The organism is Grimontia hollisae CIP 101886, assembly GCF_000176515.1.
In the GTDB taxonomy this organism is placed as follows: Bacteria; Pseudomonadota; Gammaproteobacteria; order Enterobacterales; family Vibrionaceae; genus Enterovibrio; species Enterovibrio hollisae.
On sequence record NZ_ADAQ01000005.1, the window covers coordinates 25,861 to 49,619 of the forward strand.

Sequence of the window (23,759 nt, forward strand, 5' to 3'; positions counted from 1 at the left end):
AAAAAGGATTAATAACAATGGCAAATACAGCGGATTATATCTGGTCAAATGGCGAACTGATCCCATGGCAAGATGCCACCGTTCACGTACTGACTCACGCTATGCATTATGGCACCTCCGTTTTTGAAGGGATTCGTTGCTACGACACTCCCAATGGTCCTGTGGTCTTCCGCCACCGCGAGCACATGCAGCGCCTGAAAGACAGCGCCAAGATTTACCGCTTCCCGATCCCCTACTCGGTGGATGAACTGATGGAAGCGTGCCGCGAAACCTTGCGTGCCAACAACCTGAGCTCAGCCTATATCCGTCCGCTTGGGTTTGTCGGCAATGTCGGCCTTGGCGTATGCCCGCCACCGGATACCAAAATGGACCTCATCATCGCCGCCTTCAGCTGGGGCACTTACCTCGGTGAAGATGCCCTGGCAAAGGGTGTCGATGCCATGATTTCAAGCTGGAACCGCGCCGCGCCCAACACCATCCCTACTGCGGCAAAAGCCGGTGGTAACTACCTGTCGAGCCTGCTGGTGGGTGGCGAAGCCCGTCGCCATGGTTATGCAGAAGGGATTGCACTGAGTGTTGACGGCTACCTGTCGGAAGGTGCCGGTGAGAACCTGTTTGTGGTGAAAAACGGTGTTATTTCAACGCCTCCGGCGACCAGTGCCATTCTGCCGGGTATCACCCGCGACTCCATCATGACCCTTGCCAAAGACATGGGTTATGAAGTGCGTGAAGAGAACATTGCGCGCGAAGCGCTCTATCTGGCGGATGAAGTCTTTATGACCGGCACTGCAGCGGAAATTGTGCCGGTACGCAGTGTAGACCAGATCACTGTGGGAGAAGGTAAACGCGGTCCGATCACAGAAAAAGTGCAAGCCACCTTCTTTGGCCTGTTCAATGGCCAGACAGAAGATAAATGGGGATGGCTGGATCCGGTCTCGCCAACCGACAAATAAGCAGCTTAGAGGAATAAGGAAATGCCTAAGTACCGTTCAGCTACCACCACCCATGGCCGGAATATGGCCGGTGCCCGTGCCCTGTGGCGCGCCACCGGCGTAAAAGATGAAGATTTCGGCAAACCCATCATCGCCGTGGTGAACTCCTTCACCCAGTTTGTCCCCGGCCACGTTCATCTTAAAGATCTTGGCCAGCTGGTCGCCAAGGAAATCGAAGCCGCAGGCGGTATCGCCAAAGAATTCAACACCATTGCCGTTGATGACGGTATCGCCATGGGTCATGGCGGCATGCTCTACAGCCTGCCTTCACGTGAACTGATTGCCGATTCGGTGGAATACATGGTCAATGCCCACTGCGCGGACGCCATGGTGTGCATCTCCAACTGTGACAAGATCACCCCGGGGATGCTGATGGCCTCGATGCGCATCAATATTCCTACGATCTTTGTGTCCGGCGGCCCAATGGAAGCAGGCACAACCAAACTGTCGGATCAGATCCTGAAACTGGATCTGGTAGATGCAATGATCCAGGGTGCCGATCCTAATGTGTCTGACGAGCAAAGCGAACAGATCGAACGCTCAGCGTGTCCAACCTGCGGCTCGTGTTCAGGGATGTTTACCGCCAACTCGATGAACTGCCTGACCGAGGCCCTTGGCCTCAGCCAGCCGGGTAATGGCTCCATGCTGGCAACCCACGCTGACCGTAAACAGCTGTTTATCACCGCAGGCCAACGCATTGTCGAACTGACCAAGCGTTATTATGAGCAGGACGACGCATCGACCCTGCCACGTAACATTGCCAGCAAAGCCGCCCTGGAAAACGCCATGGCGCTGGATATTGCCATGGGTGGCTCCACCAACACCATCCTTCACCTGCTGGCAGCTGCTCAGGAAGGGGAAATCGACTTTGACATGTCAGACATCGACCGCCTGTCCCGTCAGGTGCCACACCTTTGTAAAGTCGCGCCGTCAACCCAGAAATACCACATGGAGGATGTGCACCGCGCCGGTGGCGTGATGGGCATTCTGGGCGAGCTTGATCGTGCGGGCCTGTTGAAAACCGATGTCCCGAATATATTGGGTGAAACTCTGGCCGATACCCTGGCGAAGTACGACATTGCTGTGACGGACAGCGAAGAGGTGAAAACTTTCTTCCGCGCAGGTCCTGCCGGTATTCGTACCACCAAGGCATTTTCACAGGATTGCCGCTGGGAGAGTCTAGATGACGACCGCGCTGAAGGATGCATCCGCACCAAAGAACACGCTTACAGTCAGGATGGCGGTTTGGCAGTGCTGACAGGCAACATCGCTGTTGACGGCTGCATCGTAAAAACCGCAGGCGTAGAAAAAGAAAACCTGACCTTCTGTGGCCCGGCCCATGTGTTTGAAAGCCAGGAAGATGCGGTCAACGGTATCCTCGGTGGCGCAGTGAAAGCCGGTGAAGTGGTGGTTATCCGCTATGAAGGACCAAAAGGTGGCCCGGGTATGCAGGAAATGCTCTACCCGACCACCTACCTTAAATCCATGGGCTTAGGTAAAGCCTGCGCCCTTATCACCGATGGTCGCTTCTCTGGCGGCACCAGTGGGCTGTCTATCGGGCACGTTTCTCCGGAAGCAGCAAGCGGCGGCACCATTGGTCTGGTGAAACAGGGCGATATTATTGCTATCGACATTCCAAACCGCTCTATTGTGCTGGAAGTGGATGAAAGCGAACTTGCTGAGCGCCGCGTGGAGCAAAACGACAAAGGTTGGAAGCCTGCGTCCCGCCAGCGCCAAGTCTCCTTTGCCCTGAAAGCCTATGCCAGCATGGCAACCAGCGCAGATAAAGGTGCCGTTCGCGATAAAAGCAAACTGGAGGAGTGAACATGAGTCAGGCCCGCCAACCTCACAGTGACCCTGCACCGCTCAGCAATGCCGATTACCTGCGTGATATTTTGCGCGCCCCTGTGTATGAGGCAGCCATTGTCAGCCCATTGCAGGACATGCCGCGGATTTCTCAGCGTTTGGGCAATACCATCCAGCTCAAGCGCGAAGATCGCCAGCCGGTGCATTCCTTCAAGTTGCGCGGCGCCTATAACATGATGGCGCAGCTGACCGACGTCCAGAAACAAGCCGGTGTTATTGCCGCGTCTGCCGGAAACCATGCTCAGGGTGTGGCGCTTTCCGGCAGCAAGCTTGGCGTGAGCGCTACCATTGTTATGCCGCTTACCACCCCGGATATCAAAGTTGCGTCAGTACGCGGATTTGGTGGCAATGTGGTGCTGCATGGTAATAACTTTGACGAAGCCAAAGCCAAAGCCGTGGAGCTGGCACAAGCACATGGTTACACCTTTGTCCCTCCTTTTGACCATCCGTTGGTCATTGCAGGACAAGGCACCATGGGCATGGAAATGCTGCAACAAAATGGCCATCTGGACTATATTTTCCTGCCGGTCGGTGGCGGCGGTATCGCTGCCGGTGTCGCCGTTATCGTCAAACAACTGATGCCACAGGTAAAACTGATTGCCGTTGAGGCTGAAGATTCAGCCTGCCTGAAAGCAGCACTGGATGCCGGAGAGCCAGTCACCCTCAACAATGTTGGCACCTTCGCTGATGGTGTGGCGGTCAAACGCATTGGCGATGAGACCTTCCGTCTGTGTCAGGAGCATCTTGATGACATCATCACCGTATCGAGCGATGAGATCTGCGCGGCAGTGAAAGATATCTTCGAAGATACCCGGGCAATTTCAGAACCCGCCGGTGCCCTGTCCCTGGCGGGATTAAAGAAATATACCGAGTTACACCAGCTCAAAGGGAAAAAGATGGCGGCGGTGCTTTCTGGTGCCAACACCAATTTCCACAGCCTGCGCTACGTGTCAGAGCGTGCAGAGCTGGGTGAAAAGCGTGAGGGCCTGCTGGCTGTCACCATTCCGGAACGCACCGGTGCATTCCTTGATTTCTGTAAAATCCTGGGTGGGCGGGCAGTGACCGAGTTTAACTACCGGTACAGTGATGACACCCTGGCCAATATCTTCGTCGGTGTGCGCCTGCAAACCGGACAGGACGAGCTTGATGGCATCATTGCAGATCTGCGCAAAGGCGGCTATCCCGTACAGGATCTGTCTGATGATGAAATGGCGAAAGTCCACATTCGCTATATGATTGGCGGGCGCCCGACGAAGGCGATGAAAGAGCGTCTCTACAGTTTTGAGTTTCCGGAATACCCAGGCGCCCTGCTGCGTTTTCTCAACACGCTGGGCACCCACTGGAGCATCAGTATCTTCAACTATCGCAACCACGGCGCCGACTATGGCCGTGTGCTGTGTGGCTTTAAACTTGAAGACAAAGATATCCTGTCTTTTACTGCCCATCTTCGCGAACTTGGTTATGCCTGGAAGGATGAAACAGATAACCCGTCCTACAAATTCTTTCTTGCCAAAAACCCGTAAACAACAAAAAGCCCAGCGAAAACACTGGGCTTTTTGGTTTTTTATTATTTCTATTTATCCCGCGACACCATGTTGATCATATATTGTGCCAGCAGCAACGCCTGATCCATCACAAGCTTACGTGCAGAATCAGGTAGTTGGCTGAACAGCGCCAACAGGGTATTAAGATCATCCCTGTGCGTAAACGCGATATCACTTCGTGTGCTTTCGCCGAATAAAAACCAATTTAACGGACGACCGGTTACATCAGCAATGGTTGCCAGGGAAGACACTTTGGGCTCTGTTTTACCGGACTCAATATCCAGATAGGTTTGACGTGCAACATCCAGATGCTGCGCCATTTCTACCTGAGTGATATCCCGATACTCCCGCGCTTCCCTGATGCGCTGTGCAACATGAGCTTTGACAATCAACATCGCTTGCCCCACAACTCGGCGCCCAGCTACAGGCTCTTATCTCTGTTCACTGTGACGCACTTTACTGCTAGATCCTGCATTATGCACAGGGGGATTAGCGACACATGTAAAGCGTTGTTGAAGTGTGAATCAGGGCAACTGTTGCCTAAGCCAGATGACAAGGAAAATACGCAATACCCATTTTGGCAGGCAAGGCCTGATGACGCCTGCCAAGTAAGTAAGTGCTTAACCTCGTTGCGCCGATTTTGAGTAATTAACCAGGAATGACGCCATGTTGACGCTTTGGTTCAAAATGGCAGTGCGTGCTTCATGAGGCAGTTTAGAGAAATGCTCCAACAGACGGTTCACATCCTGTTTGTACTGCACATCGTGCAATTCAACATCCGCATCGCCATAAACAAACCACACCAGTGGACGTTCAGTGATTTCAGCAATTTCTGACAACATGCGGACACGGGGCTCAGTCTTGCCCGTTTCAATATCCAGATAGGTCTGACGCGCAACCTGCAAGAGTTTAGCCATTTTCACCTGAGTGATCCCTTTCCACTCACGTGCTTCCTTAATACGTTTTGCTACTTGTGCTTTCGAGTCGATCATACTTCACTCCCTACGACTTACAGCGCTGTGATTTATGTTTAGTTGTGCTATTTATCGACAATATGCACAATGCAGGCCAACTATTTAGACATTAAAATAAATATTAAATATCAAATAATTAGGTTGTTCATACATTGGAGTGTTAACATTTCTGGACTGCATGTCTTATTATGAATGCGAAATGATTTGCAAAATGCAAATCCTGGTACTTCCCCACTATTTGCAAAAAGCAAATTAGATGATTTTTATCTCATAAAAAAGACAAAAGGAGCCATACAGCTCCTTTTTCAACTGTCGGAGGACATTAAAGTTTCAGACTTTAATGTCTACCGACATCAACTGTGGGAGAGGAATAAAGTTTCATACTAAAAAACTTATGGAGCCTTATTCAATAAGAGATTTCGATCCTCGAAATAATAATAAAGTATCATACTAAATCGAAATAAATGACTCTACTCCATAAAAATTAAGTATTAAAGTATCATACTAACTATCCAACCATCCCATAAACCATCCAGCCCACTTATCAATATCGGCTGGATCGATACAGCCTTTGTGTTTACATGGAGGATGAGAGATTCCCTTGAAATTACCATCTCCACAAATTAGCGAGATGTAATCACGCGGCCAAGTTAGTGACTTCTTAAGTAACCGAATTTCTAACTCTGCTATTTGTTCAAGTAATGTACTGTTATCTTTTAACGTTAGAACCATGGTCGATATCGAATTTTTCGCATCAGAGGTATCGACTTCAACAAAATGATACACCTGCACGTAAGGGGTAAACCGGCGCATAGCGTTCGCACCGATTCTCTCAGTCAATTTTTCTGTAAATGCGTTTTGTAGTGTTTGAACCTTAACGGTGAATACCTCCATCAGCTATTCTTTCATTGCATATTTCGAAGCATTCCGAATAGTCATTTCCGTTGTCATCAAGCAAATTATCACCATTTTTACACCTTGGTAACAACTTAAAAACTTTGCTCACACGTTTATTCTACTTTACCTTAGATTCAATTTTTAAGATCCCTTTACCAATTTTATTGGTCTTGATCACATATATGTTCTTTCACAATGAGCTAAAAATAATTTTTTGATTTATATGCGCTCGAGAGCCATGTTCTTTGTAAAGGAAGTATTTAATTTTTCATTGATTCATACCTCAATACCTTCATCACATAATTATTTATTTTCCATCATAAAATAAATATTTCATTTAATAATAAAGGTGAATGGACAATGAAGCGTAACTTTTTGCAATATAGTATTGCTGTAGCTATCTCAGGGATGGTTTTAAGTCCCGCGGCAATCTCTGCTGATAAGACGGATCTGAAAGCAACTAAAACAAATGTAGCTTTCTCTGATATCGAAATCAAAGAGTACACCACTGCTGGCAAGCCAAACGTTATTCTGATCACTGTGGATGACTTAGGTTACGGCCAGATGGACTTTGATGAGCGTTCGTTTGACGACAAGTATCTACAAAATAGAGAAGTGGTAGAAACCTACAAAATCTCTGTCGACAAAGCGATTGAAGCAGCGAAAAAATCCACACCAACACTTAAAAAACTCATTGATGAAGGCGTTAAAATCATCAATGGCTACGTGGCACACGGTGTATCGGGTCCTTCGCGTGCAGCAATAATGACAGGTAAAGCGCCTGCTCGTTTTGGTGTTTACTCAAACACTGACGCGCAAGACGGTATCCCTCTTGATCAACAGTTCTTACCAGAGCTCTTCCAGAACCACGGGTACTACACCGCAGCGGTGGGTAAATGGCACCTATCAAAAATCAGTAATGTGCCGGTACCAAAAGAGAAACAAACCCGTGACTACCACGACAACTTCATCACTTACTCGGGTGAACCGTGGCAACCACAAAACCGTGGTTTCGACTACTTCATGGGCTTCCATAGCTCTGGTGTGGCGTACTACAACTCACCAACACTATTCAAAAACCGTGTGAATGTCCCAGCTGAAGGTTACATCACCGATCAGTTTACCGACGAAGCCATTGGCGTCGTAAACCGTGCGAAAGCGATCGATGAACCGTTTATGCTTTACCTTGCCTACAACGCGCCGCACCTTCCAAACGATGATCCTGCGCCAAGCCAGTACCAAGATAAATTCAACACGGGTAGCCAAACCGCAGATAACTACTATGCGTCTGTTTACGCCGTTGACCAAGGTGTGAAACGCCTGCTTGAGCAACTGAAGAAAAACGGTCAATACGACAATACATTGATCATGTTCACATCAGATAACGGCGCGGTTATTGATGGTCCACTACCATTAAACGGTGATCAAAAAGGTTATAAATCGCAAACTTTTGCAGGTGGTACTCATACACCAATGTTCATTTGGTGGAATGGCAAACTGCAAAAAACGAACGGCAAAGAGTTCAAACAGCTTGTTTCTGCGATGGACTTCTACCCAACCGCATTGGATGCAGCGGGAATTGAAGTACCCGAGAACCTAGACGGTGTGTCGCTACTGCCCAACTTAAAAGGCGAAACCGATAAAGAAGCACATAAAGCACTGCACTGGATCACCTCTTACTCACATTGGTTTGATGAGAAGAACATTCCTTTCTGGGATGGTTACCACAAGTACGTACGTAAAGAGTCTGACGAATACCCGTTCAACCCGAACACAGAAGATCTAAGCCAATTCTCTTGGAGTGTTCGCACCAACGACTACGCGTTAATATATACATTTGAAGATAAAAAAATGGGTCTGTACGCACTGGATGACCTTGCTCAAAAACACAACCTAGCTGACGATAAGCCAGAAGTGATTGAAGAACTGAAAGCCGAAATCTTGAAGTTTGCGCGTGAAAGCAAGCGTCCTAACAACACAGTAAACCACAAGAAATACGACAACATTATGTCGACGTTAAAATAATCTCGACAAGATTTGAAGTGGCTTAACACGTCATCGCAACGCGATTGCACTATGATAGAACGCAGCCACTTCATGTGACTGGGGGAAACAATTGGGGCACACCCGTGCCCTTTTTTGGAGAACTTATGCATATTACAGCAAAACCGACGAGCTATACGTGTAACATTGGTTGCGACTATTGCTTTTACTTGGAGAAAGAGACCTTTTTCCATAAAGATGTGCCTTTCATGTCCAATGAAACTCTCGAATCGTTTGTAAAACACTACATTCGTCGTAGCGGTAACGATGTGTATTTTACTTGGCAAGGAGGAGAACCTACTCTAGCAGGCATTGAATTTTTTGAGAAAGCGGTCAAGTTGCAACAAAAATATGCCGCTGGAAAAACAATCCATAATGCATTTCAAACCAACGGTATTTTACTGAATGATAAATGGGGCGAGTTTCTTAAACGTAATGATTTTCTTGTCGGGATCTCTATTGATGGTCCGAAAGAGCTGCATGATGTTTATCGAGTGTCTAAGTCAGGCAAAGGAACGTTTGACAAGGTAATGAAAGGGATCGAGATCCTCAATAAACATGAGGTTGCTTACAACACGATTACCGTCATCAATAACATTAACGTGCATCATCCTAAGCGCGTCTATGAATTTTTAAAAACATTGGGCACAAAGCATTTCCAGTTTATCGAACTATTAGAAACCAATACCTTTGCTGAGGAATCGATCCCCGTTTGGCTCGTGGACGACAACAAACCCTCGGGTGTTTGTGATTTCTCTACCCCCGCATTGGCCTACGGCCAATTTATGGCACACATTTTCGAACAGTGGATAAAACATGACATTGGCGAGATTTTTATTCGCCAATTTGAATCCTTTGTCAGCTGCTATGTTGGTAACGGACACACCAGTTGTGTATTCAAACCAAACTGTGGTGAAGAATGGGTGGTTGAAGCCGATGGCACTTTGTACGAGTGTGACCACTTTGTTTATCCTGAATTCGCCATGGGCAACATAGATAAGGGGCTAGATGGGTTGTTTGGTGAGAAAGTGTCTAAAGCCAAACGTCAATTAGCGCCACAATGCCAACGTTGTCACTACCTTCCAATTTGTAACGGCGGCTGTCCTAAACATCGTGTCAACGTGGGGAAAGGCGCAGGCGTGTCTTACTTCTGTGAAGGGTACAAACACTTGTTTGGCAAAATGGTTCCGTACTTAAATGCGATGGCGTCGCTGATGGAAGACGGTTTTCCTGCCACAGAAATCAAGAAAATTGCCCATCTTATCGAAGATTAATAGAGAGTTACAATCGAGTCATGGAACAAAAAACGGGCGCTTTCGTGCCCGTTTTTGAATATCTCCCTATATTTCGATATTTACGTGATTTAAGCTAGGGTATTTTACTTTGTAGCCCAAAATTGCTGCCCCCAGCGTCGCCATCACTCCGGGTTGCGTTGAAATATCAATATCGACACTTATCTTTTGCAGTTGCAATATCTTTCTTATCTTGTCTAAGAAAAATGAATGGTATTTACATGTCTCGCCGTAAAGAATAATCCTTTCTGGATTCGTTACCGACACAATATTAATGATGGCAATACATAAATAATCAATAAACTCACTGAACAACAGATCCGCCTGCAGATCATCTTGCTCTATCAGGTCGAAGATCTTCCCTGTTGATAGTTCCTTACCAGTCATAATTTCATAGCGAGATTTCATCCCCGAGAGCGAACAGTGTTCTTCTAACGCGCCCCTCACTGCCCAAGGTTTGCTTAAGCTCTCGCGTGAGGTCATCATAAACCCGATTTCACCGGCGCGATTCGTTGAGCCTCTGAGCACCTTCCCTGAGCACAACATCGCCGACCCTACTCCGGCATCTAAGCAAATGACCACCACGTTATTATTGTCACTAAAACGGTGTAATGAACATTCACCAATCAAATAAGAGCGCACGTTATTCTCGACAATAACGGGGCATGATAGACGGCTCGACATCTCGGTCACTAAGTTAAAATCCTGCCATTCAGGGAAATTGGCGGTCCCTTGAATGATCTGACCGGATAAAGAATCCACAACCCCTGCGGTAGCCACGCTCACCAACATTGTTTGGCTATTGATTCCGGCTTGCTTGACGAAGGCTTTAATATCGTCACAAAGCGTATTAAAAAACGCTTCTCGAACTTTGGTGGTGTACTTGTTAAATTGAGTCGAGTATTTGAGTGTCAGCGTAAAGTCGAAAACTGCAAAACGGATAAGCGTCGCGTTGATTTCTACCGACAGCACATTATCAAAACCGCCATTAATACTGTAGAGCATACGGCTGCCTTTTTTTTGCTCAAGCAACACCTTCCTTGCACACAGCGAATCAATCACCTTAGAAACCGTAGGCTTACTTAAATTTGATTGCGATGCCACACCTGCTTTTGATAAACTTTCCTTTTCAATCAGAAGGTTAAGCACTACTGCTTCGCTTTTGCTAAAATAATGCATTACATCCTCTGTAGTATAATTTTAAACAGACTTAATAAGCTAATTTATGAATAGCCGTATCTTTCGTACGAAAGGCTTAAGCTATTTCAAGAAGCATACTGACTAGAGTATGACCAGCATGACTATGATTCAGTATCCTGTTTATAAAAATGAAATAAAATCATTTATTGCATATTTCAGAGTATTACGATCAGTCATTTCCGCTGTTTTTCAAGCTAGTTGTCGCCAGTTTTACATTATAATAACAAAAAGATCACGCAGCTTGCTTTTCCGGGTTGAGTAACACTTCGCTGATATAATCCCAGTCTCTTGTTTTACGGCTCCACCTTTCGGGATTAACTAACCTGAGTTCTGGATAAGAAATTAGCACAAAAAAGGAACCAAGTGCTCGTTCCACGATCAGATCATTCGACCAAGAGTGATAAGACCAACAAGGGACGAGCATGGACAAGTTAATTGAAACCTTTTGTGATGTCGATGATTTCTGCAAACTCTTCATTGAGTAATGGCATAAGCAGTTATCTGACCTCCAAGCTTGGAAAACCCACGGGGATTCAGTTTGTGGATTCAACTAAAATCGGGGGTTGCCACATTATCCGAGCAAAGCGAAATAAAGTATTTGAGGGGATTGCCCAACACGGTAAAGGAACGATGGGTTGGTCATTCGGTTTTAAGCTTCACTTGATAATCAATCACTTGAGTGAGATTGTTTCTCTAAAACTAACGACGGGAAACGTTGATGACAGGCAGCCAGTAGCAGAGATGGCTGATTCTATCTTCGGTAAACTATATGGTGACAAGGGATATATTAGTAAAGCACTTAGCGGAGAGTTGCTGGATAAAGGAATTGAGCTTATTAAAACAATCCGTAAGAACATGAAAAAGAAGTTTAGTTCTTTATGGGACCGAGCGCTGCTCAAAAAGCACTTCATCATTGAAACAGTCAATGATCAGTTAAAGAATATATCTTACATCGAGCATTCAAGACATCACAGTGTCCACGGATTCATGCTGAATTTAATTGGAGGATTAATAGCTTATTGTCTGAAGGATACTAAGCCTTCCTTAGATCTAACAGCTCAAGAGCTTGAGCTGTTAGAGAGTAATGGTTTGATGCTGGCTTAACCAGATCTGAGGTTAACTAATTGAGCTTGCCGATAGATATGTTTGCGTTTAAGAAGTATATCTACATTTTCACCGTTATGCCTTTGCTGGGGAGTAACATATTTGATACCACTATGTTTGTGTTCTTCGTTGTACCAATGAGTAAATTCCGCTACCCAAGCTCTAGCATCGTCTAGTGACCGGAACCCATCAGAAGGCCAAGCAGGATGATATTTAATGGTTCTGAATAGAGATTCATAATATGGATTATCATTGCTCACTCTCGGGCGTGAATAAGAACTAATGACGCCCAGATCCTGCATTTTTTCCAATAGCGTAAAACTCCGCATGGGTGCCCATTATCTGAGTAAAAGACTACTTGCGATGTTACACATTTTTCACTCCACGCCACTCTTTGCAGCAGCTCTGCGACTGTTGCCTAAGTTCCTGTTCAAATACTGCGGCACCAACGATTTTTCGACTAAAAATGTCCATAATCAGATAAAGGTAGTAGTGCTTACCTTTAATTACAGAGGGTAAGCAACTGATATCCCAACTCCATGAATAGACACAGGTATTGTAGCCACTTCCAGAATGATCAAAAGTAAGTCAAGTCACGGGGCGATGAAATAATAAGTCAATTAGACGTAACTTCGAATAGAGCATAAATGTTTTTGAAAAGGCAGCGTACCGATGAGATCGCTGCCTTTTAGCATGATACTTTAATACTTGGTATGGTACTTTATTACTTAGTATGAAACTTATGGAGCCTTATTCATCAACGTACCCAGATTGTCATCCGCCTATTCCACAGTGACAGCTTTCGCGAGGTTACGGGGTTGATCCACATCGGTGCCTTTAATTAGAGCGACATGGTAAGACAGTAACTGCATCGGCAAGGTATAGAAAATCGGTGCACACACCTCATCGACATGTGGCATTGCAACAATCGTCATCCCTTCACTTGCTTCAAAACCCGCATCTTTATCTGCAAACACATAAAGCTGACCACCACGGGCACGAACTTCTTCAATGTTGGATTTCAATTTCTCCAACAGTTCGTTATTGGGCGCTACCACGATAACCGGCATATCCGCATCAATCAGCGCCAGTGGACCGTGTTTCAGTTCACCGGCTGCATACGCTTCAGCATGGATGTAAGAAATCTCCTTGAGCTTGAGTGATGCTTCCACAGCAATGGGATAGTACTCCCCCCGACCCAGAAACAGCGCATGATGTTTATCGGCAAAATCTTCTGCCAGCTGTTCAATCTCTTTATCAAACGCCAGTGCCTGCTCCATGGTAGCCGGCAGTCGGTTCAGGGCATCAACAATGGCTTTTTCCTTGTCGCTGTTTATCACCCCTTTTTGCTTACCCACTGCGGTGACCAACATCAGCAGAGAGGCCAACTGGGTAGTAAACGCTTTCGTGGATGCCACGCCTATTTCCGCGCCGGCACGGGTCATAAACGCCAGATCTGATTCACGCACCAGCGAGGAGCCGGCCACGTTGCAAATCGTCATTGCTGCCATAAAGCCACGCTCTTTGGCTTTGCGAAGGGCTGCCAGGGTGTCTGCTGTTTCACCGGATTGCGACAGGGTGATCAATAAACTGTTCGGACGGGTGACAAAATTGCGGTAACGGAACTCAGACGCAATCTCCACATCACAGCTCACACCGGCAATATCTTCAAACCAGTAACGCGCGACCATACCGGCGTTGTAAGAGGTTCCACACGCCACGATCTGGATGTGCTCAGTCTTCGCCAGAATATCGCTAGCACCATGACCAATGCTGTCTACCAGGACGCTGTCAGTATCAATACGCCCTTCAAGGGTATTCATCAGTGCTAAAGGCTGCTCAAAGATTTCTTTTTGCATGTAGTGGCGATAATGGCCTTTGTCCGCAGCGTCATGCTCTATCGACGATTCATGTACCTGACGCTCAACACGTTCCCCTCGTACATCAAAGATATTCACTTCACGGCGGGTGATTTCTGCTACATCTCCTTCTTCAAGGAAAAGAAAACGACGCGTCACATTCAACAGCGCCAGTTGATCTGATGCGAGGAAGTTTTCACCAATCCCAAGGCCAATCACCAATGGACTGCCGGAACGCGCAGCAATCAGGCGTTCCGGATCGCGCCTGTCCATCACAACCGTGCCATATGCCCCTTCCAGTTGTTTGACTGTGCGCTGGAAGGCCTCCATCAAACTGCCGCCCTGAGACAACTCCCAGTCAACGAGGTGAGCAATCACTTCGGTATCGGTTTGCGAAGTAAACGTGTAACCACGGGAGACCAACAATTCACGGAGCCGTTCATGATTTTCAATGATGCCATTGTGAACAATGGCGATATTTTCCCCGGACATGTGGGGGTGAGCATTGGCTTCGCTAGGCTCACCATGGGTCGCCCAGCGGGTATGGGCAATACCGGTGCCACCACTCAACGGTTGGCTTTCCAGTGCCTCTGCCAACATCTGCACTTTACCCAAACGGCGCAGACGGCGAAGCTGGTTTTCACTGTCTGTGACCGCGAGCCCTGCTGAGTCATAGCCTCGGTATTCCAGCCTGCGAAGCCCTTCGAGTAAAATTTCTGCAACATCCCGTTGTGCTACTGCACCCACAATTCCACACATATCAATCCCCAAGGTTTTAATCAGGGGCGCAGATCACTTCTGTGCCCGTATTTTCTATTGCCTGTTTGGTGGCTGTATCCAGCTGGCTGTCCGTGATTACGGTGGTGATAGCTTCCCAGGGCAATTCGAGGTTAGGGATCTTGCGGCCAATTTTTTCCGATTCAATCAACACCACCACTTCCCTTGAAACTTCCGCCATCACCCGGCTTAAGCCTACGATTTCGTTAAAGGTTGTCGTACCACGGCTGACATCAATCCCGTCTGCGCCAATAAACAACTGGTCAAAGTCATACGAACGCAGCGCCTGCTCTGCAACCTGGCCCTGAAACGCCTCAGAATGCGGATCCCAAGTTCCGCCCGTCATCAGCAGTGTCGGTTCGTTCTCCAGTTCCTTGATCGCCTGCGCAACAGTCAGGGAGTTAGTCATCACCACCAATCCTCGCTTTTGGTTTAAAAGCGGGATCAGTGCCGCTGTTGTCGATCCGCTGTCAATCACAATACGATTATGGTCACGGATCCGGGCTGCTGCCATTTTTGCAATAGATAACTTTTGTTCCGAAACTTTTTCTGAATTTTCCGAAACCATTTCATGAGGAACCGGCACTGCACCTCCATACCGACGTAGCAGTAACCCATTTTTCTCAAGCTCAGCAAGGTCTTTTCGGATGGTTACCTCTGATGTTTCAAACAATGTTGAAAGCATATCAACGCTGACTTCACCCTGTTCAGTCAACATGGCTACAATCGCGTGGCGACGTTGTTGAGTATTACGTTTCGACATGTAACCACCAAACTTTCGATTCGAAAGATAATATAAACTTTAAACCAAAGTTCAAGAATAAATATGATAGAGATCACGACAAGTATGATCCAATGCACAGAACGAGATATTATACAGAGAGTTAGGGAGGTGATGTGCGAAAGCAGCACCCAAAGAAGGATTTGAATGCCCAGATAGAAAAAAAGCAGGCTTTAAACCTGCTCTAAATCATGGTGCGGAAGGAGAGACTTGAACTCTCACACCTTGCGGCGCCAGAACCTAAATCTGGTGCGTCTACCAATTTCGCCACTTCCGCAAATTGTTGTACTTAAGCCTTTCTTACCCAAGGTTTAAGTGAAGTTTGGTGCGAAGGGAGAGACTTGAACTCTCACGTCCGTAAGGACACTAACACCTGAAGCTAGCGCGTCTACCAATTCCGCCACCATCGCATTTTTTCGCCGGATATTGAGTGTCACTCTCACAAATACTGGCAGCGTATCTTATCCAGCTGAAAGTCATTGACTTTCGTAATAAGTGGTGGCTACGACGGGATTTGAACCTGTGACCCCATCATTATGAGTGATGTGCTCTAACCAACTGAGCTACGTAGCCAACCTGAATCATGGCTGGGGTACCTGGATTCGAACCAGGGAATGACGGGATCAAAACCCGTTGCCTTACCGCTTGGCGATACCCCAATTGCTGTCACGCTCTGAGCATGACGGCATAAATCATGGTGCGGAAGGAGAGACTTGAACTCTCACACCTTGCGGCGCCAGAACCTAAATCTGGTGCGTCTACCAATTTCGCCACTTCCGCATACTAAATTGTTCACCTCAACCCACAAAGGGAAAGAGATGGCGCGTCCGGGAGGATTCGAACCTCCGACCGCCTGGTTCGTAGCCAGGTACTCTATCCAGCTGAGCTACGGACGCGTTGGCTGGGGTACCTGGATTCGAACCAGGGAATGACGGGATCAAAACCCGTTGCCTTACCGCTTGGCGATACCCCAACTGAGGCGCGTATAATAGGGTGGATTGGAAAAGCCGTCAACCCCCTATCTTTTGTTTGCTGCCGATTTAACCAACCTTATAAAAACACCACCTTTGTGGTGTTTTTCTTCGGCATCCCGGCTTATCTGCGCTTTTGGGGGCGTTTCCAGCCGTCGATTGTACGGGCCTTGGTACGGGTGATCACCAACTGCCCTTCGCCCACATCAGAGGTTAGCGTTGTACCCGCTCCCACCGTCGCCCCTTTTTTTATGATCACGGGTGCAACCAACTGGCTGTCAGACCCAACAAACACATCATCTTCAATCACGGTTTTATGTTTATTGGCACCGTCATAGTTGCAGGTAATAGTCCCTGCACCGATATTGACACGCTCACCAATCTCCGCGTCGCCCAGATAGGTTAGATGGTTTGCTTTCGACCCTTTTCCAATACGGGCATTTTTTACCTCGACAAAGTTGCCCACATGGGCATCTTCCACCAGCTCTGCGCCAGGACGCAAACGGGCAAATGGGCCTACGGTACAGTCCTCTCCAACCGATGCACCTTCAATCACGCTGTAAGGGCGAACAACGGTGTTGTCATCAATTTCACAATCTTTCAGCACACAACCTGCACCGATAACCACGTTATCGCCCAGGGTCACAGAGCCTTCAATGACGACATTGACATCGATTTCAACGTCAGTTCCGCACTGAAGCTGACCACGCAGATCAAAACGGGCAGGGTCACGCAGCATCACGCCACTTTCCAGCAATTTTTCTGCTTGCGCCGCCTGGTAGGCACGCTCCAACCGCGCCAACTGGATACGGTTATTAACCCCTTCTACTTCAATCGTGCTTTCAGGATGAACCGCTTCTACCGCACGGCCTTCGTCATGAGCTATCGCAATCACGTCTGTCAGGTAGTATTCACCCTGCGCATTGTCGCTCTTGAGCTGGCTGAGCCAACGACGCAGATCGCGGCCGGTCGCCACCATCACACCGGTGTTGATTTCTTTAATCAACTTTTGCTCTTGTGAGGCATCCTTATCTTCAACAATTGCCACCACTGGGCCATTACGGCGCACAATACGGCCATAACCGGCAGGGTTATCTAACACCACCGTCAGCAGTGCAATACCACCATCAGGCTGGGCATCTAACAGGTTCTCAATGGTTTGCTCAGAGATCAGTGGTACATCACCATACAGAACCAGTACCTGCTCATCATCGGCAAACTCCGGTGCGGCCTGGTTTACGGCGTGACCAGTCCCCAGTTGTTCTGCCTGCAATACCCAGTTGACCGGTTCATCGGCTAATGCCGCCTTCATCGCTTCACCACCATGACCATAGACCAGATGAAGTCTTTTTGCCCCCAGTGAAGAGCAAGTATCAATGACGTGTTTGACCATGGGCTTCCCCGCCAGGGTGTGAAGCACTTTTGGCAGGTTGGAATACATACGGGTTCCTTTACCCGCAGCCAGAATAACCGCACTGAAATTCATGGAATATATCCTTGGTTTAGATGTTCTGCTTCAAAACAATGGCGCTTATTGTAACGTTTCACGAGGAAAAGCGGGATTCACCCCCACAAGAATTTGATAAATATCCGTCAATTCATAGAAAATGCCAGACAGTTTCAGGCCCAAACCCAGAGTCAATAGCCTTTCTGTTTGCCAAACGGCCAACGAAGATAAAAAACAACAACACTGTTATACGTGAAAAGAAAAAAGGCGACCCTCTGGCCGCCTTTTCAGCTTGGTTGTGTCACCTGGTGTTTAGCGTGCCTTTTTCGTCAGCTCGATGACTCGTAGCTGGGCAATCGCTTTGGCCAGATCACTGGCCGCCTGAGCAAAGTCCATGTCTCCGTTCTTATTGAGGATACGCTCCTCTGCACGGCGCTTCGCTTCTTCTGCCTTAGCCTGATCCAAGTCAACACCGCGGATTGCGGTATCAGCCAGCACAGTCACTGTGCTTGGTTGCACTTCCAGCGTACCGCCAGAAAGGTATATCACCTCTTCATGGCCGTGTTGCTTGGTAATGCGGATCATGCCGGGCGTGACGGCGGTCAGCAGCGGGGTGTGACCAGGAAAAATACCCAGTTCACCTTCGCTACCAGTTACCTGAATAGATTCAGCACGACCAGAAAACAGTTGTTTCTCTGCGCTTACTACATCCAGGTGGAAGGTCATCGCTGCCATGTCGCCTCCTACCAGCTATTACAGGTTCTTCGCTTTTTCCAGTACTTCTTCGATACCACCACAGTACAGGAATGCCTGCTCAGGGATATCATCGTACTCACCGTTCAACAGGCCTTTGAAGCCTGCAATGGTGTCTTTCAGCGAAACATACACACCTGGCTGGCCGGTAAAGACTTCTGCTACGTGGTAAGGCTGAGTCAGGAAACGTTCAATCTTACGTGCACGTGCCACCACCAGCTTGTCGTCTTCTGACAGTTCGTCCATACCCAGAATCGCAATGATGTCTTTCAGCTCTTTGTAGCGCTGCAGTACAGACTGTACACCACGGGCCACATCATAATGCTCTTGGCCGATCACCAGAGGATCCAGCTGACGTGACGTCGAATCCAGTGGGTCGATGGCAGGGTACAGACCCAGCGCTGCAATGTTACGTGAAAGTACAACTGTCGCATCCAAGTGGGCAAACGTGGTCGCCGGTGATGGGTCAGTCAAGTCATCCGCAGGAACATATACCGCCTGAACCGAGGTGATAGAACCAGTCTTGGTTGAGGTGATACGCTCCTGAAGCACACCCATCTCTTCTGCCAGTGTAGGCTGGTAACCTACTGCAGAAGGCATACGGCCAAGCAGTGCCGATACTTCGGTACCTGCCAAGGTGTAACGGTAGATGTTGTCGATAAACAGCAGTACGTCACGGCCTTCGTCACGGAATTTTTCAGCCATGGTCAGGCCTGTCAGTGCGACGCGCAGACGGTTACCCGGTGGCTCGTTCATCTGGCCGTAAACCATTGCTACTTTCGATTCTGCTGGGTTCTCAACGTTTACAACGCCAGCTTCCTGCATTTCGTAATAGAAGTCGTTACCTTCACGGGTACGTTCGCCCACACCGGCGAAAACAGACAGACCAGAGTGCTGCAGTGCGATGTTGTTGATAAGTTCCATCATGTTAACGGTCTTACCTACGCCCGCACCACCGAACAGACCGATTTTACCACCCTTCGCGAATGGGCAAACCAGGTCAATAACCTTCACGCCGGTTTCCAGCAGTTCGGTTGCATTCGATTGGTCTTCATAGCTTGGCGCTTCACGGTGGATAGAGTAACGCTCTTTCTCACCGATATCGCCACGCTCGTCGATTGCGTCACCCAGCACGTTCATGATACGGCCAAGTGTTTCTACACCAACTGGTACTTCAATTGGCTTACCTGTGTTCTCTACTTCCAGTCCACGACGCAGACCATCTGACGAACCCATTGCGATGGTACGGACGATACCACCACCCAGCTGCTGCTGAACTTCCAGCACCAGACGCTCGCCTTCACGTTTCACATTCAGGGCATCATATACCTGAGGTACTGACTCCTGTGGAAACTCTACGTCGACTACCGCACCGATGATCTGAACGATCTTACCTGTAGCCATCGTTATTCCTCTAAAAATAGTTCGTTGGCCCTTGCCTTACACCGCGGCTGCACCGGAGACAATCTCCGACAGCTCTTGGGTAATTGCAGCCTGACGGGCTTTGTTATACACCAGTTGCAGTTCATCAATCAGATTCCCTGCATTGTCTGTTGCAGCCTTCATCGCAACCATTCGCGCCGCTTGTTCACAGGCGAGGTTTTCTACCACGCCCTGATAAACCTGGGATTCAACATAGCGAACCAACAGGGTATCCAGCAGAGGTTTTGGCTCAGGTTCATAGATATAGTCCCAAGCATGGTTGCGCTGCATCTCTTCGTCTTCCGACTTAGGCAAAGGCAGCAATTGATCGATCACTGGCTCCTGCGTCATGGTGTTGACAAATCTATTGAACACCAGATACAGGCGATCCAGTTGGCCTTCATCATATTTCTTCAGCATCACACCGACGGTACCGATAAGGTCTTCCAGTGATGGGCTGTCACCCATACCGGATACCTGTGCAGATACATTTGCGCCGTAGCTGTTAAAGAATGCTGTGGCTTTGGCACCAATCAGTGCGGTTTCTATTTCCACACCTTTTTGGCTCCAAGCCTGCATATCACTGATGGCACGTTTGAACAGGTTGATGTTCAAACCACCACACAGACCGCGATCTGAAGATACGATGATGTAACCAACGCGCTTGGCTTCGCGCTCTTCCATATAAGGATGGCGGTACTCGAGGTTACCAAGTGCGACGTGACCGATCACTTTGCGCATAGTAGTTGCGTATGGACGGGAGGCTTCCATCGCGTCTTGTGAACGACGCATTTTAGAAGCGGCAACCATTTCCATCGCTTTGGTGATCTTCTGTGTGCTTTTAACACTTCCGATCTTGTTACGAATTTCTTTTGCGCCGGCCATCGTTACTCTCCGTTATTAGAAGGCCGCTAAGCGGCCTTCTACGCATTACCAGGTTTGCGTTGCTTTGAAGTCTTCAACCAGCTTAACCAGTTGCGCTTCAATGTCGCTGTTGTAGTCACCGGTCTCATCGATCTGTGCTACCAGCTCGGCAAACGAACCTTTCGCATATGCAAGCAGAGCAGATTCGAAATCAGCCAGTTTGTTCAGCTCAATGTCTGACAGGTAGCCTTTTTCTGCTGCAAAAATCATCAATCCCTGTTCAAACACAGACATTGGTGCATATTGCTTTTGCTTCATCAGCTCAGTGACTTTCTGACCGTGATCCAGCTGCTTCTTGGTTGCCTCATCCAGATCAGAAGAAAACTGGGCGAACGCCGCCAGTTCACGATACTGAGCCAGTGCAGTACGGATACCACCAGACAGCTTCTTGATGATCTTGGTCTGCGCAGCACCACCTACACGGGATACCGAAATACCTGGGTCAACCGCTGGGCGGATACCGGCGTTAAACAGCTCCGTTTGCAGGAAGATCTGACCATCAGTGATCGAAATAACGTTGGTCGGTACGAATGCGGAGACGTCACCCGCTTGGGTTTCAATGATTGGCAATGCGGTCAGAGAACCGGTTTTGCCTGTCACTTCACCGTTGGTGAATTTCTCAACGTAGTCAGCATTTACACGTGCTGCACGCTCCAACAGACGGGAGTGGAGGTAGAAAACATCACCAGGGAATGCTTCACGGCCCGGTGGACGACGCAGCAACAGAGAAATCTGACGGTAAGCAACAGCTTGCTTGGACAGATCATCATAAACTATCAGCGCATCTTCACCACGGTCACGGAAGTATTCACCCATCGCACAGCCAGCATAAGGTGCCAGATATTGCAGTGCAGCGGCTTCAGACGCAGATGCGACAACCACGATGGTGTTTTTCAGTGCATCATGCTCTTCCAGTTTACGTACCACGTTAGCGATGGTTGACGCTTTCTGGCCAATAGCGACATAGATAGAGTAAATACCAGAGTTTTTCTGGTTGATGATCGCATCAATCGCCAGCGCCGTTTTACCGGTCTGGCGGTCACCGATGATCAGCTCACGCTGGCCACGGCCAATTGGGATCATTGAGTCAACCGCTTTGTAGCCGGTTTGTACTGGTTGGTCTACCGATTGACGTGCGATTACACCCGGTGCAATCACTTCTACAGGAGAAGTCAGTGATGCATTGATAGGGCCTTTACCGTCAATAGGCTCACCCAGGGTGTTGACCACACGGCCCAGCAATTCAGGGCCTACCGGTACTTCCAGAATACGACCAGTGCCCGTTACTTTCATGCCTTCCTGAAGGTCGGCATAAGGACCCATAACAACCGCACCGACTGAATCACGCTCAAGGTTAAGCGCCAGAGCAAAACGGTTGCCAGGTAGTTCAATCATTTCACCTTGCATTGCATCTGCAAGGCCATGGATGCGAATGATACCGTCGCTGACTGACACGATGGTACCTTCGTTGCGCGCTTCACTTACAACGTTGAATTTTTCAATACGCTGTTTGATCAGGTCGCTAATTTCCGTGGAATTAAGTTGCATGCTCCAATTCCCCAAATCAAGACTGCAATGCATCGCTCAGTCGGCGCATACGGCCACTTACTGAGTTATCGATGACCAAGTCTCCAGCTCGAATCACAACCCCGGCAACCAGGGTCTCGTCTACACTACAGTTCAGCTTCACTTTTCGCTCAAGGCGGGCTTCCAGCTTACTGGCAATAGCGTCCAGTTGCGCTTGTTCCAGCGCGACAGCAGAAATGACCTCTACGTCAACCTGCTTTTCTAACTCATGGCGAAGCGCCATGAACTGGGCACATACTGCTGGCATTGCTTTTAAGCGTCCGTTTTCCGCCATTACCTTAATCAGGTTCTGGCCGAATTCATTGAGCTGCTCGCCACACACTGAGAGAAAAACCTCAGTCAACTTTTCAGCTGAATTAGAACCATCCAGAAAGTCTGCCATGGTTTCATTGCGGGCAACTTCGGCAGCGAAAGCCAGCATTTCGGACCATTGGTCCAATTCGCCTTTTTCCACGGCCAGATCGAAGACTGCTTTAGCGTAGGGGCGTGCGATAGTAGTCAGTTCAGACATAGCTGCCCCTCCTTGTTAAAGTTCTGCAGTGATTTTGTCGAGAATATCTTTATGCGCATTCTCGTCGATAGAGCGCTCAAGGATTTTCTCAGCACCCATTACGGCCAGAGTAGCGACCTGTTTGCGCAGTTCATCGCGGGCACGGTTACGTTCAGCTTCCAGTTCAGCCTTTCCTTGGTTAAGGATGTTCTCACGTTCAGCTTTTGCTTCTTCGCGGGCTTCATCAAGAATTTGTGCTTTACGCTTGTTCGCCGATTCGATGATTTCACTTGCTGCGCGCTTTGCTTCTTTCAATTGATCAGAAGCATTAGCCTGGGCCAAATCCAGGTCTTTCGCGGCACGCTCAGCCGCCGCAAGACCGTCAGCAATTTTTTTCTGACGCTCTTCAATCGCTTGCATGATAGGCGGCCATACATACTTCATGCAGAACCACACAAACATGGTAAACGCGATCGCCTGGCCGATAAGAGTAGCGTTCATATTCATAACGGCTTCTCCATCTCCCAATAGTTAACTACAGGTATAATCAGGCGACTTAACCCAGCTGACCAACGAATGGGTTTGCGAAGGTGAAAAGCAGTGCGATTACGATACCAATCATTGGAACCGCATCCAGCAGACCAGCGATGATGAACATCTTAACTTGCAGCATTGGAGCCATTTCTGGTTGACGAGCAGCACCTTCAAGGAATTTACCGCCAAGCAATGCGAAGCCGATCGCTGTACCTAGGGAAGCAAGACCTACAATGATGCCAACGGCAATTGCAGAAAAGCTCAATAAAGTTTCCATCACTATCTCCAGTTTCTTGTTGTCG

At 48.2% G+C, this 23,759-nt stretch carries 19 protein-coding genes, 7 tRNA genes and 2 pseudogenes; 6 read left to right on the plus strand and 22 right to left on the minus strand.

The window, feature by feature from the left end:
* Positions 1 to 17 precede the first annotated feature (17 nt).
* Genes VHA_RS00395 through ilvA form a run of 3 tightly spaced genes read left to right on the plus strand, consistent with a single transcriptional unit; the run spans position 18 to position 4,381 of the window.
* Positions 18 to 953 (plus strand): branched-chain amino acid transaminase, encoded by a 936-nt coding sequence (locus tag VHA_RS00395; RefSeq protein WP_005500739.1) that lies wholly within the window; start codon positions 18 to 20, stop codon positions 951 to 953.
* Positions 954 to 974: 21 nt separating this feature from the next.
* Positions 975 to 2,816 (plus strand): dihydroxy-acid dehydratase, encoded by a 1,842-nt coding sequence (gene ilvD / locus VHA_RS00400; protein ID WP_040527894.1) that lies wholly within the window; start codon positions 975 to 977, stop codon positions 2,814 to 2,816.
* Positions 2,817 to 2,818: 2 nt separating this feature from the next.
* On the plus strand, positions 2,819 to 4,381 hold the full coding sequence (gene ilvA / locus VHA_RS00405; protein WP_005500741.1) for a threonine ammonia-lyase, biosynthetic: 1,563 nt from the start codon (positions 2,819 to 2,821) through the stop codon (positions 4,379 to 4,381).
* A 50-nt stretch (positions 4,382 to 4,431) separates the two neighbouring features.
* Here ilvA and VHA_RS00410 read toward each other — a convergent pair whose 3' ends face one another.
* The 3 genes from VHA_RS00410 to VHA_RS00425 form a co-directional block, all read right to left on the minus strand.
* Positions 4,432 to 4,797: a helix-turn-helix domain-containing protein gene (locus VHA_RS00410; RefSeq protein ID WP_005500742.1), complete on the minus strand. Its 366-nt coding sequence runs from the start codon at positions 4,795 to 4,797 to the stop codon at positions 4,432 to 4,434.
* 225 nt (positions 4,798 to 5,022) lie between these two features.
* Entirely contained in the window at positions 5,023 to 5,394 is a 372-nt protein-coding gene (locus VHA_RS00415; protein WP_005500743.1) for a helix-turn-helix transcriptional regulator, read from the minus strand.
* A gap of 486 nt (positions 5,395 to 5,880) precedes the next feature.
* Positions 5,881 to 6,270 carry a Tn7-like element transposition protein TnsE gene (locus VHA_RS00425; protein ID WP_040527898.1) on the minus strand — a complete coding sequence of 130 codons (390 nt, stop codon included), beginning with the start codon at positions 6,268 to 6,270 and terminating at the stop codon, positions 5,881 to 5,883.
* Between the two features lie 363 nt (positions 6,271 to 6,633).
* Between VHA_RS00425 and VHA_RS00430 the strand changes: the two genes are divergently transcribed.
* The gene (locus VHA_RS00430; protein WP_005500745.1) at positions 6,634 to 8,298 is read left to right on the plus strand and encodes a sulfatase family protein; all 1,665 of its coding nucleotides are present in this window, start codon (positions 6,634 to 6,636) and stop codon (positions 8,296 to 8,298) included.
* A 125-nt stretch (positions 8,299 to 8,423) separates the two neighbouring features.
* Complete coding sequence (locus VHA_RS00435) at positions 8,424 to 9,590, plus strand: anaerobic sulfatase maturase (RefSeq protein ID WP_040527900.1); 1,167 nt, start codon at positions 8,424 to 8,426, stop codon at positions 9,588 to 9,590.
* Positions 9,591 to 9,656: 66 nt separating this feature from the next.
* Here VHA_RS00435 and VHA_RS00440 read toward each other — a convergent pair whose 3' ends face one another.
* Complete coding sequence (locus VHA_RS00440; RefSeq protein ID WP_005500750.1) at positions 9,657 to 10,787, minus strand: ROK family transcriptional regulator; 1,131 nt, start codon at positions 10,785 to 10,787, stop codon at positions 9,657 to 9,659.
* Positions 10,788 to 11,297: 510 nt separating this feature from the next.
* Here VHA_RS00440 and VHA_RS00445 point away from each other — a divergent pair.
* Positions 11,298 to 11,912, plus strand: a pseudogene (locus VHA_RS00445) (IS982 family transposase); the annotation flags it as partial.
* Positions 11,913 to 11,941: 29 nt separating this feature from the next.
* On the opposite strand, the pseudogene VHA_RS19070 reads toward VHA_RS00445, so the two are convergent.
* The 18 genes and pseudogenes from VHA_RS19070 to atpE all read right to left on the minus strand — a co-directional run.
* A pseudogene (locus VHA_RS19070) lies at positions 11,942 to 12,452 on the minus strand (transposase); the annotation flags it as partial.
* 242 nt (positions 12,453 to 12,694) lie between these two features.
* Positions 12,695 to 14,530 (minus strand): glutamine--fructose-6-phosphate transaminase (isomerizing), encoded by a 1,836-nt coding sequence (gene glmS / locus VHA_RS00455; protein WP_005500754.1) that lies wholly within the window; start codon positions 14,528 to 14,530, stop codon positions 12,695 to 12,697.
* A gap of 16 nt (positions 14,531 to 14,546) precedes the next feature.
* Entirely contained in the window at positions 14,547 to 15,311 is a 765-nt protein-coding gene (locus VHA_RS00460; protein WP_005500755.1) for a DeoR/GlpR family DNA-binding transcription regulator, read from the minus strand.
* Positions 15,312 to 15,521: 210 nt separating this feature from the next.
* Positions 15,522 to 15,606: transfer RNA gene (locus VHA_RS00465), tRNA-Leu, on the minus strand.
* Between the two features lie 46 nt (positions 15,607 to 15,652).
* Positions 15,653 to 15,739, minus strand: a tRNA-Leu gene (locus tag VHA_RS00470).
* An 86-nt stretch (positions 15,740 to 15,825) separates the two neighbouring features.
* A tRNA-Met gene (locus VHA_RS00475) sits at positions 15,826 to 15,902 on the minus strand.
* Between the two features lie 11 nt (positions 15,903 to 15,913).
* A tRNA-Gln gene (locus VHA_RS00480) sits at positions 15,914 to 15,988 on the minus strand.
* A gap of 36 nt (positions 15,989 to 16,024) precedes the next feature.
* Positions 16,025 to 16,109 (minus strand) — tRNA-Leu (locus tag VHA_RS00485).
* Positions 16,110 to 16,148: 39 nt separating this feature from the next.
* Positions 16,149 to 16,225 (minus strand) — tRNA-Arg (locus tag VHA_RS00490).
* A 2-nt stretch (positions 16,226 to 16,227) separates the two neighbouring features.
* Positions 16,228 to 16,302: transfer RNA gene (locus tag VHA_RS00495), tRNA-Gln, on the minus strand.
* 122 nt (positions 16,303 to 16,424) lie between these two features.
* On the minus strand, positions 16,425 to 17,786 hold the full coding sequence (gene glmU, locus VHA_RS00500) for a bifunctional UDP-N-acetylglucosamine diphosphorylase/glucosamine-1-phosphate N-acetyltransferase GlmU (RefSeq protein ID WP_005500757.1): 1,362 nt from the start codon (positions 17,784 to 17,786) through the stop codon (positions 16,425 to 16,427).
* A gap of 273 nt (positions 17,787 to 18,059) precedes the next feature.
* Complete coding sequence (locus tag VHA_RS00505; RefSeq protein ID WP_005500760.1) at positions 18,060 to 18,482, minus strand: F0F1 ATP synthase subunit epsilon; 423 nt, start codon at positions 18,480 to 18,482, stop codon at positions 18,060 to 18,062.
* 18 nt (positions 18,483 to 18,500) lie between these two features.
* Complete coding sequence (atpD, locus tag VHA_RS00510) at positions 18,501 to 19,904, minus strand: F0F1 ATP synthase subunit beta (protein ID WP_005500762.1); 1,404 nt, start codon at positions 19,902 to 19,904, stop codon at positions 18,501 to 18,503.
* A gap of 36 nt (positions 19,905 to 19,940) precedes the next feature.
* On the minus strand, positions 19,941 to 20,807 hold the full coding sequence (atpG, locus tag VHA_RS00515; RefSeq protein ID WP_005500764.1) for a F0F1 ATP synthase subunit gamma: 867 nt from the start codon (positions 20,805 to 20,807) through the stop codon (positions 19,941 to 19,943).
* A 45-nt stretch (positions 20,808 to 20,852) separates the two neighbouring features.
* A complete protein-coding gene (atpA, locus tag VHA_RS00520; RefSeq protein ID WP_005500765.1) occupies positions 20,853 to 22,394 on the minus strand; it encodes a F0F1 ATP synthase subunit alpha in 1,542 nt (513 codons plus the stop codon).
* A 16-nt stretch (positions 22,395 to 22,410) separates the two neighbouring features.
* Entirely contained in the window at positions 22,411 to 22,944 is a 534-nt protein-coding gene (gene atpH / locus VHA_RS00525) for a F0F1 ATP synthase subunit delta (protein ID WP_005500767.1), read from the minus strand.
* A 15-nt stretch (positions 22,945 to 22,959) separates the two neighbouring features.
* Entirely contained in the window at positions 22,960 to 23,430 is a 471-nt protein-coding gene (gene atpF, locus VHA_RS00530) for a F0F1 ATP synthase subunit B (protein ID WP_005500769.1), read from the minus strand.
* Positions 23,431 to 23,479: 49 nt separating this feature from the next.
* The gene (atpE, locus tag VHA_RS00535) at positions 23,480 to 23,734 is read right to left on the minus strand and encodes a F0F1 ATP synthase subunit C (RefSeq protein WP_002540812.1); all 255 of its coding nucleotides are present in this window, start codon (positions 23,732 to 23,734) and stop codon (positions 23,480 to 23,482) included.
* Positions 23,735 to 23,759 lie beyond the last annotated feature (25 nt).